The sequence below is a fragment of the Mesorhizobium sp. M7A.F.Ca.CA.001.10.2.1 genome, from assembly GCF_003998575.1.
Classification (GTDB): Bacteria; Pseudomonadota; Alphaproteobacteria; order Rhizobiales; family Rhizobiaceae; genus Mesorhizobium.
Genome location: NZ_RZQY01000135.1, coordinates 1 through 11160, shown reverse-complemented (window position 1 = coordinate 11160; position 11160 = coordinate 1). Strand labels below are relative to the sequence as shown.

Annotated in this window: 10 protein-coding genes and 2 pseudogenes; 9 read left to right on the top strand and 3 right to left on the bottom strand. The window is 63.8% G+C overall.

Going from position 1 to position 11160, the window contains the following annotated elements; translation table 11 throughout:
• From EN964_RS11745 to EN964_RS11730, 4 genes and pseudogenes are all read left to right on the top strand, one after another.
• A pseudogene (locus EN964_RS11745) lies at positions 1 to 538 on the top strand (hydantoinase/oxoprolinase family protein); the annotation flags it as partial.
• A 1-nt stretch (position 539) separates the two neighbouring features.
• Positions 540 to 2297, top strand: coding sequence for a hydantoinase B/oxoprolinase family protein (locus EN964_RS11740; protein WP_127267819.1), 1758 nt, complete (start codon positions 540 to 542; stop codon positions 2295 to 2297).
• A 125-nt stretch (positions 2298 to 2422) separates the two neighbouring features.
• Entirely contained in the window at positions 2423 to 3199 is a 777-nt protein-coding gene (locus EN964_RS11735; protein ID WP_127267820.1) for an ABC transporter substrate-binding protein, read from the top strand.
• 69 nt (positions 3200 to 3268) lie between these two features.
• Positions 3269 to 4384, top strand: a complete 1116-nt coding sequence (locus EN964_RS11730; protein ID WP_236383079.1) for an aminomethyltransferase family protein — start codon at positions 3269 to 3271, stop codon at positions 4382 to 4384.
• Between the two features lie 89 nt (positions 4385 to 4473).
• On the opposite strand, the gene hpaR is transcribed toward EN964_RS11730, so the two are convergent.
• Positions 4474 to 4869 (bottom strand): homoprotocatechuate degradation operon regulator HpaR, encoded by a 396-nt coding sequence (hpaR, locus tag EN964_RS11725; protein ID WP_127276380.1) that lies wholly within the window; start codon positions 4867 to 4869, stop codon positions 4474 to 4476.
• Positions 4870 to 5083: 214 nt separating this feature from the next.
• On the opposite strand from hpaR, the gene EN964_RS11720 reads away from it, so the two are divergent.
• From EN964_RS11720 to hpaH, 5 genes are all read left to right on the top strand, one after another.
• Entirely contained in the window at positions 5084 to 5470 is a 387-nt protein-coding gene (locus EN964_RS11720; RefSeq protein ID WP_127266759.1) for a 5-carboxymethyl-2-hydroxymuconate Delta-isomerase, read from the top strand.
• 11 nt (positions 5471 to 5481) lie between these two features.
• Positions 5482 to 6999, top strand: coding sequence for a 5-carboxymethyl-2-hydroxymuconate semialdehyde dehydrogenase (gene hpaE, locus EN964_RS11715; RefSeq protein WP_127266758.1), 1518 nt, complete (start codon positions 5482 to 5484; stop codon positions 6997 to 6999).
• 14 nt (positions 7000 to 7013) lie between these two features.
• Positions 7014 to 7994, top strand: coding sequence for a 3,4-dihydroxyphenylacetate 2,3-dioxygenase (hpaD, locus tag EN964_RS11710; protein ID WP_127266757.1), 981 nt, complete (start codon positions 7014 to 7016; stop codon positions 7992 to 7994).
• A gap of 238 nt (positions 7995 to 8232) precedes the next feature.
• Positions 8233 to 9105, top strand: a complete 873-nt coding sequence (locus tag EN964_RS11700) for a fumarylacetoacetate hydrolase family protein (protein ID WP_127266756.1) — start codon at positions 8233 to 8235, stop codon at positions 9103 to 9105.
• Positions 9102 to 9908: a 2-oxo-hept-4-ene-1,7-dioate hydratase gene (gene hpaH, locus EN964_RS11695; protein WP_127266755.1), complete on the top strand. Its 807-nt coding sequence runs from the start codon at positions 9102 to 9104 to the stop codon at positions 9906 to 9908. Before EN964_RS11700 ends, hpaH begins: the two co-directional genes overlap by 4 nt.
• 27 nt (positions 9909 to 9935) lie before the next feature.
• On the opposite strand, the gene EN964_RS11690 is transcribed toward hpaH, so the two are convergent.
• Both EN964_RS11690 and EN964_RS11685 read right to left on the bottom strand, forming a co-directional pair.
• Positions 9936 to 10958, bottom strand: a complete 1023-nt coding sequence (locus tag EN964_RS11690) for a phosphotransferase enzyme family protein (protein ID WP_127266754.1) — start codon at positions 10956 to 10958, stop codon at positions 9936 to 9938.
• Positions 10955 to 11160 (bottom strand): annotated as a pseudogene (locus tag EN964_RS11685) (aspartate aminotransferase family protein); the annotation flags it as partial. The gene EN964_RS11690 and the pseudogene EN964_RS11685, both read right to left, overlap by 4 nt.

Sequence of the window (11160 nt, the reverse complement as noted above, 5' to 3'; positions counted from 1 at the left end):
GCTTCATACTGTATTGGAACGACACCGAAACGAAGGTGAAGAGCTGATCGGCAAGGAAGCGGTGAAGCCGGAGACGATCCGCGTCACCCACTCCGCCGACATGCAGTTCGTCGGCCAGACCCACATCATCAACGTGGCGCTGCCGTCCTCATCGGTGACGCGGGCAACGCTGCAGCAGCTTTTCGAAAAGGCCTATTTCGCCCGCTTCAAGGTCGAGCTTCCGGAAATCCGCGCCAACCTCGTCAATCTCAACACCTCGGTCACTGGCGTGCGTCCGGCGATCGATCTGTCGCGGCTGATCGACCCGGCCGGGCGCGCAACAACGCTCGACGAGGCGCGGCGCGAAATCCGGCCGGTCTGGTACGCCGGCCAATGGCACGACACGCCGGTATACGCGCGTGAAAAGCTGCCGCTTGACGCTGAAATCGAAGGGCCGGCGATCCTCGAACAGGTGGATGCCACCACCGTGCTCGAACCCGGCGACCGCGCACGCAGCGACGCCGACGGCAACATCATCATCGACATTGGCGAGGCCTGAGATGCCAAATCTTGATAGGGCAAAGCTCGACGCCATCACCCTTTCGGTCCTCCAGGCGGCACTGCAGCAGGTCTGCGACGAGATGGACCTGACCTTCTCGCGCGCCGCCTTCTCGCCTGTCATCGCCGAGGCCAATGACCGCTCCGACGGCATCTATTCCGCCGTCGATGGTTCGCTGATCGCGCAAGGCAGCCAAGGCCTGCCGGTGTTCGTCGGCGTCATGCAATATTCGACCAGGACGGTGATCGAGATGATCGCCGACGGCCGTTGCCTGCCGCCGGAACCAGGCGACATCTACATCGTCAACGACCCCTATCTCGGCGGCACGCATCTGATGGATGTGCGCTTCGCCATGCCGGTCTACCGGGACGGCAAGATTTTCTGCTGGCTGTCCAACACCGGCCATTGGCCCGACATTGGCGGCTCGGTCCCGGGCGGATTTTCGGCCTCGGCGACTGCCGTGGAGCAGGAAGGCCTGCGACTGCCGCCCGTAAAACTGTTCAAGAAGGGCGTGCTCGATCCGGAGATCTACGCCATCATCTGCTCCAACATCCGCGTTGCCGACCAGCGCATCGGCGACATCCGCGCCCAGGCTGCGGCACTGCTGATCGGCCAGGACCGGCTCAATGGTATCCTGGATCGTTACGGTGATGAAACGGTTGTCGAGGCGATCGCCGAACTGCGCCGCCGCGCGGCCGAGCAGATGCGCGCCAACATCTCAGCCATTCCCGACGGCACCTACCATTCCAAGGCGTTTGTCGATTCCGACGGGGTGGTCAACGAGCCGCTGACCATCGCGCTCGCGGTGGAGAAACAGGGCAATACGCTGACCTTCGATTTCACCGGCTCGTCAAAGCCCTGCGCCGGGCCGATGAACAGTGTGCTGGCGACGACCTTGTCGTCGGTCTATCTCGCCATGCGTCACATTTTCCCTGATGTGCCGATCAGCGCCGGTGCCTTCGAACCGCTTGAAGTCAAGCGGCCGGAAGGCACTTTCCTCGACGCCAGATATCCACGCCCGGTCTCGGGCTGCGCGGCTGAAGTGTCGCAGCGCATCGCGGAAGCGGTGTTCGCGGCCATGGTGCAGGCGTTGCCGGACAAGGTGACGGCGGCGCCCGCCGGCTCCAGCGGCAATTTCGCGCTCGGCGGCAACGACCCGGCGCGCGGTCGCGATTACGTCATGTACCAGATCTCCGGCGGCGGTTACGGCGGAAATTCAGGCCATGACGGACTGACCAATGGCTGCTCGACCATCGGCATTTCCAAATCGCCGCCGGTCGAGATCATGGAACAGGCATTCCCGGTGCTCTACCGCCACTATGCCTTGCGCGAAGGTTCAGGCGGCGCCGGCAAGCATCGCGGCGGTTTCGGCCTCGCCTATGAGGTCGAAATCCTGCGCGGCGACGCCCGTGCTTCTTTCGTCATGGATCACGGCCGTTTCGGCCCCCAAGGCGCACTCGGCGGCAGGGATGGCGCGGTCAACATGGTGACCGTCTTCCGCAACGGCGAGGAACATGTACCGCCGCATTTGTCCAAGGAGCAGGACATCGCGCTCAAGGCCGGCGACCGCGTGCGTGTCGGCACGCCGGGCGGTGGCGGCTACGGCGATCCGCTGCAGCGCGATCCGGATCTGGTGCTGCGCGACGTGGCGTTGGGTTACTATACGATCGAGGAAGCCAACGAAAAATTTGGCGTTGTCCTCTCGGCAGGCGAACTCGGCATCGACCGGACAGCGACGAACAAGCAGCGCGCCGGCTAACGCACGACCAATCGTGAGGGCTTGGTCCGCTCGCCGCGCCGCGATCGCCGCAGCGCATGTCGTTTCCGTCTCCGCCGGGATCATGAAAGCCCGTAGACTTCCCGCTTTCAACGGGGAACTCGAACATGCGTCTTTTCGGTCGTTTCGTGCTTGCAGCTTCCGTCGCTCTCACCCTTGCCACGGGCGCCGCCTCCGCCCAGGACAAAAAACTCAGGATCGGCACCGAGGGCGCCTATCCGCCCTTCAATTACGCCAGTGCCGACGGCACGCTGGGCGGCTTCGACATCGACTTGGGGAAGGCGCTGTGCGCGCAGATGAAGGCCGAGTGCGAGTTCAGCGTGCAGGATTTCGATGGTTCGATCCCGGCGCTGCAGGCCGGCAAGTTCGACGCCATCATCAACATCACCATCACGCCCGAGCGGGCCGAAAAGGTCGAGTTCACCCACAAATACTACCAGACGCCGCCGGCCATCGCCGTACCGAAGGATTCGACCATATCAGGCTCCTCGCCGGACGACCTGAAAGGCAAGGCGCTCGGCGTGCAGACCGCGACCATCCACCAGAAATTCGCCGACCAGAAATATGCAGGCTCGACGGTCAAGGCCTATCCGACGGGCGAAGATGCCCGCACCGACATGGCCAATGGCCGCCTCGACGCGATGATGGACGGCTCGATCATCCTGACCGAGTGGTTGAAGAAGCCAGACGGCGCCTGCTGCAAGCTGCTCGGCACGCTGACGGCCGATCCGGCCATACACGGCCCCGGCGTCGGCATCGCCCTGCAGAAGGGCAACAAGGAGTTGGCCGACAAGCTCAATGCGGCCATCGACGCGCTGCGCGCCAATGGCAAGTACAAGGAAATCAACGACAAATACTTTTCCTTCGACGTCTACGGCAGCTGAGAACGACAACAAATGCCTTCCGGCAGCGCTGCCTGGCGCTGCCGTTTTTCATGAACGATGGAGACTTCCTTGGCTGAGCGGCGTTCCCCTTTCTACAGCAGCATCGTCGGGCTGGGCGCGACCATGGGTCGTGTCGGGGGCGATTTCATCTCGGCCAAAACTTATTCCGGTATTGCCGACGAGCACCTGAACACCCGCAGGAATGTCGGCGTGCAGGATCTCAGCACCATGGGCAAGATGGATATCAAGGGGCCGGAGGCCGAGGCGCTGGTCAACCATGTCATCGTCAATAATGCCGCTGCCATGAAACCGGGCCACGTCCGCTATTCCACGGTCTGCCGCGAGGATGGCGGCATCATGGACGACCTCACCGTGTTTCGGTTGGGCCCGGAGCACTTCATGCTGGTGACCGGCTCGGTCAACCGCCTGAAGATGCTGCCCTGGCTGCAGCATCACGCTCAGGGCCGCAAGGCCTATGTCACCGACATCACGGCGGCCATCGCCTTCCCGACCATCCAGGGTCCGCGCTCGCGCGAACTGCTGAAAGCGTTGATCGCGGATGCCGATCTGGATGGACTGAAGCGCTGGTCGTTCACGTCGGGCCATATCAACGGCACGCGGGTACTGATCTCGCGCACCGGCGTCACCGGCGAACTCGGCTTCGAACTGTTCGTGCCGGCCGACGAGGCGGCCTCTCTCTGGGACGCGCTGATGCGCACCGGCCGTGACTTTGGCCTGAAACCCTATGGCGTGCTGGCGATGTTCACGCTGGGCCTGGAAAAGGCCTATCCGGCGCACGGCATCGACATGGACGAGACCCGCACCCCGTTCCATGTCGGCCTCGACCGCTGGATCAAGTTCGACAAGGGCGATTTCATCGGCCGCGAAGCTTTGCTCAAGGTTCGCGACAAGGGCCTCGACGAGCAATGGGTCGGACTGATCCTCGACGGCGACAAGCCGGCCGCGGCCGATGCCAGGATTCTGGCCGATGGCGAGGACGCCGGCATCGTCACCTACAGCGACCACGGCTATTCCCTCGGCAAGGTGCTGGCCACCGCGCATCTGCGGCTGCCCTTCACGGCTGTCGGCACCGAATTGAGCATTGATATCGGTGGTAAGCCGACGCGTGCGGTGGTGGCTCCGATACCGTTCTTCGATCCGGAAGGGGCGAGGTTGCGAGGTTAGCTGACCCCATCGGGTGTTTCGGCCATTTTCAAGGTATGCGGGGCCGTCAACCCAAGCGACCGTCGAAACCTCTGCGGTAGCCGGAACGATCAGCTCTCGCCGTCGATCAGCGTCTCCAGCAGATCGAGCAACTGCTCGAGCTTTTCGTGGCCGAAGCGCTGTTCGATGTCGTCATAAATGACGCGACGCTCCGGCGACAGGGCGTCGATCAGGGCGGAACCGGCGGGCGCAATGGTTAGAACGACGCGTCGGCCGTCGCCTTCGGCCTTGTTGCGGGTGATGAATTTGCGGCCCTCGAGCGCCTTGATGATGCGCGTCAGGCTGGGCGGCAAAACCGAGGCGCGGTCGGCGAGTTCCGTCGCCTCGACCGGGCCGGCTTCGCTCAGCACGCGCAGCACGCGCCATTGCTGTTCGGTCACGTCATGCGCCGCAAGCATCGGCCGAAACCGCGCCATCACCGCTTCGCGGGCATGAAGCAGCGCCATTGGCAGAGAACGACGGGTGTTTTCAGGCAGTAAGAAAAAGAGCCTCCCACGCTTGCGATCGAAAACAGGCCTTCCCTCAGCCGAATCCGCCTGCCAGGGCCCGTTCCTGCCATCCCGTATCGTTGCGCCAAGGCCGATGCAAGACTTGACTTCGTCGGCGTTGCATGTAATTAACGCGTTAACTACAACAAAAGCAATAGACCAGGGAAACGCCGTGCCTCACTTCTCCATCGAGTATTCAGCCAATCTCGATGCCAAGGTCGACATGGGCGAATTGTGCGCGCTGGTGTTGCGCACCGTGCTGGACACCGGGCTGTTCGAGACCGGCGCCGTGCGGGTGCGGGCCTTTCGCGCCGAGGCTTACGCGATGGCCGACAGTCTGCCGGAAAACGCTTTTCTCGACATGTCGTTTCGCATCGGCACCGGCCGCAGCCCTGATGAGAAGAAGCGGACCGGCGAAGCCGTCTTCGCGGCGGTGAGCGAATATCTCGCCGGGCTGTTCGAGACCCCGCATTTCGCCCTGTCGCTCGAGATCCGGGAAATCGACCCGGAGCTGAGTTGGAAGAGAAACGCAATCCACCCGCGACTGCGCGGCAAGTGACGGAACCCGACATGTCCGACCTGCAAGGCAATCTGAACAAGGCCGAGGCCTATATGGACCGCTTCAGGCGCGATGGCGTGTTGAACCAGATCGGCGGCGAGGCGGTACCGGCGCTCGACGGCGCGACGTTCGAAACGCTGTCGCCGGTCGACCTGAAGCCGCTGGCAAGCGTCGCGCGCGGCGGAGCCGCCGACATCGACCGCGCCGCCAGGGCAGCCAAGGCTGCGTTTCCAGCCTGGGCCGCCATGCCGGGCGAAGCGCGCAAGAAGCTGCTGCACAGAATCGCCGACGCGATCGAGGCGCGTGCCGAGGAGATAGCCTTCGTCGAATGCATGGATACCGGCCAGGCGCTGAAGTTCATGGCCAAGGCGGCGTTGCGGGGTGCCGAGAATTTCCGCTTCTTCGCCGACCGTGCACCCGAAGCCCGAGACGGCGAGACGCTGCGGACCACGGGCCAGGTCAACCTCACCACGCGGGTGCCTATCGGCCCGGTCGGCATCATCACGCCGTGGAACACGCCGTTCATGCTGTCGACCTGGAAGATCGCACCGGCGCTGGCGGCCGGCTGCACCGTGGTTCATAAGCCGGCTGAATTTTCGCCGCTGACCGCCCGCCTGCTGGTCGAGATCGCCGAGGAGGCCGGTCTGCCGAAGGGTGTGTGGAACCTGGTCAACGGCCTGGGTGAAGATGCCGGCAAGGCGTTGACCGAGCATCCCGACATCAAGGCGATCGGCTTTGTCGGCGAGAGCCGTACCGGCTCGATGATCATGAAACAAGGCGCCGACACGCTGAAGCGCGTGCATTTCGAACTTGGCGGCAAGAACCCGGTGATCGTCTTTGCCGACGCCGATCTCGAACGCGCCGCCGACGCCGCCGTATTCATGATCTATTCGCTGAATGGCGAACGCTGCACCTCATCGTCGCGACTGCTGGTCGAAGCTTCGATCTATGAAAGCTTCACCGCCAAAATCGCGGAGAGGGCGAAGCGCATCGTCGTCGGCCATCCGCTCGATCCGAAAACGGTGGTCGGCCCGCTCATCCATCCGGTGCATGAGAAGAAGGTGCTGTCCTATATCGACATCGGCAGGTCGGAGGGGGCCACGCTCGCCGTCGGCGGCGGCAAGGTCGATGGGCCGGGCGGCGGCTGTTATGTCGGCCCGACACTGTTCACCAACGTCACCAACGGCATGCGCATTGCGCAGGAGGAGATTTTCGGGCCGGTGCTGAGCGCCATTCCCTTCAACGACGAGGCCGAGGCGCTTGCGCTGGCCAACGACACGCAATACGGCCTGACCGGCTATCTCTGGACCTCGGACGTCACCCGCGCCTTCCGCTTCACAGACGCGCTCGATGCCGGCATGATCTGGGTCAATTCCGAGAATGTGCGCCATTTGCCGACACCGTTCGGCGGCGTCAAGAATTCCGGCATCGGCCGCGACGGCGGGGACCATTCCTTCGACTTCTACATGGAGACGAAGAACATAGCCTTTGCGACGACGGCGCACGCGATCCAGAAACTCGGCGGCTGACCGGAGGAAATCAGATGCCCTTGCCCAAGCCCAATCTCTACCCCGCCTTCAACATCGTGCGCCTCAGCCATGTCGAGCTGGCCGTCACCGACCTCGCCAAATCCCGCGCCTTCTATGTCGATACGCTCGGCCTGCAGGTCACCGACGAGACATCGGACACCATCTATCTCAGGGCGCTGGAGGAGCGTGGGCACCATTGCATCGTGCTGAAGAAGGCGGCCACGGCAGAAGCGCGCGACCTTGGCTTCAAGGTCTTCTCGGATGAAGACCTCGACAAGGCAGTGCATTTCTTCAAGGACAAGGGCCTGCCGGTGGAATGGGTCGAGCGGCCTTACCAGTCGCGCACCTTCCGCACCCGCGATCCGCACGGCATTCCGCTCGAATTCTACGCTGAGATGGAGCGGCTGCCGCCGATCCACCAGAAGTATGCGCTGTACAAGGGCGTCAAGCCGCTGCGCATTGACCACTTCAACTGCTTCTCGCCCAATGTCGACGAGTCCGTCGCCTTCTACAACGAGCTCGGCTTCCGGGTGACCGAGTATACCGAGGACGCCAGCAGCGGAAGGCTGTGGGCGGCGTGGACGCACCGCAAGGGCGGCGTGCACGACATCGCCTTCACCAACGGCATCGGGCCGCGCCTGCACCATGTCGCCTTCTGGGTGCCGACGCCGCTCAACATCATCGACCTGCTCGATCTGATGGCAACGACGGGCTATTTGCCGAACATCGAACGCGGCCCCGGCCGGCACGGTATTTCCAACGCCTTCTTCCTCTATGTCAGAGACCCGGACAACCACCGCATCGAGATTTACTGTTCGGATTACCAGACGGTCGATCCGGACCTCGAGCCGATAAAATGGGACCTCAAGGACCCGCAACGCCAGACGCTGTGGGGCGCGCCGGCGCCGAAAAGCTGGTTCGAGGAGGGCAGTGTGTTTGCCGGAGCGAAGGCACGCCAGCCGGATTTGGCGGCTTCGCCGATCATTGCGCCTTAGACGGGAATTCAGAGATGATAGCGTTCCGTCACGCCCCCCTCTGTCCTGCCGGACATCTCCCCCTCAAGGGGGGAGATTGGCCAGGCCCATGGTCAGCGCCTCTCTTGCAGCGTTGGAAATTGGCGAAGGCAGAGATGACATCCAATCTCCCCCCAAGAGGGGGAGATGTCCGGCAGGACAGAGGGGGGCGTCGTAGAGCTCCGACCTCGCCGATATTCACCATCGCCGGAGCCGCAGCATGAACCACGCACGGCTCGCCACCTTCACCGTCGGCGGCAAGGTGCGCTATGGCGCGATATCAGGCAACGGTGTCGTCGACTTGTCGGCGCGCCACGGCCAATGGCCGACGTTGCGGGAAGTGATCGAGGCCGGCGCCTTGCGGCGGCTGGCGGAAGAGGCCGAGGCGTTTGCCGCCGATTTTCCGCTCGACGCCATCGCCTATGAAATCCCGATCCCGTCACCGGAAAAGATCATCTGCGTCGGCGTCAACTACCCCGACCGCAACGAGGAGTACAAGGACGGCCAGGCAGCGCCCTCCAACCCGTCACTGTTCATCCGCTTCCCCCGCTCCTTCGTCGGCCATGGCGCGCCGCTGGTGCGGCCGCCGGAATCACCGCAGCTCGACTATGAGGGCGAGATCGTCATCGTCATCGGCAAGGCCGGCCGGCGCATTGCCGAGGCCGACGCGCTCGGCCATATCGCGGCGCTCTCGCTGTGCAATGAAGGCACCATCCGCGACTGGGTGCGCCATGCCAAGTTCAACGTCACGCAAGGCAAGAATTTCGACCGCAGCGGCTCGATCGGCCCATGGCTGGTGCCGTTCAGCGACGAGGCGCAGATCGCCGACATCGCGCTGACCACCCGCGTCAATGGCGAGTTGCGCCAGCAGGACCGCACCAGCCGGATGATTTTTTCCTTCCGCAAGATCATCAACTACATCTCGACCTTCACCACGCTGGTGCCGGGCGATATCATCGTCACCGGCACGCCGACGGGTGCTGGCGCCCGCTTCGAGCCGCCGATCTGGCTGAAGCCCGGCGACGTGATCGAGGTGGAGGCCGAAGGCATCGGCGTGCTCAGAAACGGTGTCGTCGACGAGGCAGCGCAATGACCCCGGAACAGGTGGAGGACGCCGCGGCACAGCTGTTCGAGGCCGAGCGGTCGCGCCGCCAGATCCGTCTGCTCAGCCTCGATTTTCCCGATGCGACGATGGAGGACGCCTATCGCGTGCAAGCGGCGCTGGTGGCGCGCAAGATCGATGCCGGGCTGAAGCCGAAGGGCTGGAAGATCGGGCTGACATCGAAGGCAATGCAGTACGCGCTTGCCATCGACACGCCGGATTCGGGCGTGCTGTTCGACGACATGTTCTTCCATGACGGCGCGACGGTGCCGGCCGGCCGCTTCATCCAGCCGCGCGTCGAGGCCGAGATCGCCTTCGTCATGAAGGCGCCGCTGAAAGGCCCCGGCGTGACCATCTCCGACGTGCTCCACGCCACCGACTACATCACACCGGCGCTGGAAATCCTCGATACGCGCATCGAGCGCGTCAATGCCGAGACGAAGAAGGTGCGCACCTTCTTCGACACGATTTCCGACAATGCCGCCAATGCCGGCATTGTCATCGGCGGCCGGCGGCAACGTCCTGATGAGGCCGACATGCGCTGGATCGGCGCCATCGTCTCGCGCAACGCCGAGGTAGAGGAAACCGGGCTTGGCGCCGGCGTGCTCAACCACCCGGCCATGGGCATCGCCTGGCTGGCGGACAGGCTCGCCCGCTACGGCATGTCGATCGCGGCTGGCGAGGTGGTGCTCTCTGGATCGTTCGTGCGCCCGGTCGAGGCGCGGCCCGGCGACACGATCGTCGCCGATTTCGGCAGTTCGGGCACGGTCAGCATCCATTTCGCGAAGGGCTGATGACCCGCCAGTTCTTATTGATCGGCCCTATTCGCCACGCAGATAGGCAATCACCACATCGGCTGCGATGGCCGACATACGCTGGCCGACATCCCTGGTGATGTCGCCTTCGACGCGGCTCTGCACCCAACCGAGGAAAGCAAAGGCACGCAACGCCGAAAACAGCGGCAGCGCGGCGATGTCGCGCGCGGTCAGTGCCCGCTCCTGCCGATAGCCCTCGAGCAAAGCGGCCTCGATCAGCGGATAGATCGCCTCATCGCGGTTCTGGTAGAGCGCGACGGCAAGGTCGTACATGTGCCAGCCATGGCCGCAATCGTCGAAGTCGATGATGCGGATCGCGCCGTCATGGACGAGCACATTCTCGCGCACCAGATCGGCGTGGATGATGCCGAAATTGCGGGCGCTGCGTTCATGCTCCGACAGCGCCTTCACGGCCTTTTCCCGCGCCTGGAAAACCAGCTCGCGATGAGGGCCGTCGAGGAAGGGCGAGGTCTCGAAGCGGCCCCAATTCGGGTTCGCGCCGAAGAAGCCATTGAAATCCCAGGCATGGCGGGCAAAGCCGGCGGGCGGCGTCCAGGCAGACGTGACATTGTGCATGTGGGCGATGGTTCGGCCCATCGCGGTAAAGACCTGTCTTGCCTGCTCGGGCGTAAAATCCAGCGGCACGCCTCGCGCGCCGACGGCGCGGCCTTCCAGCCAGCTCAAGCAATCGACTTGCCGGGGTTGCACTGAGGCGTTGGCGCTGACAAGCACGAACAGATCGCCGGCCGGCGTGGCGACCGCAGATGGCGTGGCGATGCCGGCCGCTTGCAAAAAGCCCATCCATTGCAGTTCCGAGCGCAGGGCGGCGTCCGTGTGATAGCCAAGCCGATGAATGCGCATGGCGGCCGGCTGGCCTGTTGGCAAGATGACGCGAAACACCGCGTTCTCGCGGAATTTCAGCAGCTCTGGCTCACCCTCACGAATGCCCCAATGTTCGAGCGCGCGCTTGGCAAGCTCGGTGACATCGGCTGCCGTCTCGGGCTCGGATTGCGTGGAAACAGCGTTCACGCCTTCACTCCGCCGACTTCACCCAGCACCTCGTCGAGGGCGCCGATCAGGACGTCGGCATTGTCGCGCGAGAACGGCATGGGCGGGCGGATCTTCAGCACATTGCCGTGGATCCCGGTCTTGCCCATGAGCACACCGCGGTGGCGCATGCGGTTGGCGACCTGCTCGGCAATGTCGGGCGCCGGCTCGCGCGTCTCGCGGT

Excerpts from the sequence above, each read along its gene's own strand:
- EN964_RS11740 (WP_127267819.1), top strand. The coding sequence starts at position 540 with ATGCCAAATCTTGATAGGGCAAAGCTCGACGCCATCACCCTTTCGGTC.
- EN964_RS11735 (WP_127267820.1), top strand. The coding sequence starts at position 2,423 with ATGCGTCTTTTCGGTCGTTTCGTGCTTGCAGCTTCCGTCGCTCTCACC.
- hpaR (WP_127276380.1), bottom strand. The coding sequence starts at position 4,869 with ATGGCGCTGCTTCATGCCCGCGAAGCGGTGATGGCGCGGTTTCGGCCG.
- hpaE (WP_127266758.1), top strand. The coding sequence starts at position 5,482 with ATGTCCGACCTGCAAGGCAATCTGAACAAGGCCGAGGCCTATATGGAC.
- hpaD (WP_127266757.1), top strand. The coding sequence starts at position 7,014 with ATGCCCTTGCCCAAGCCCAATCTCTACCCCGCCTTCAACATCGTGCGC.
- EN964_RS11700 (WP_127266756.1), top strand. The coding sequence starts at position 8,233 with ATGAACCACGCACGGCTCGCCACCTTCACCGTCGGCGGCAAGGTGCGC.
- hpaH (WP_127266755.1), top strand. The coding sequence starts at position 9,102 with ATGACCCCGGAACAGGTGGAGGACGCCGCGGCACAGCTGTTCGAGGCC.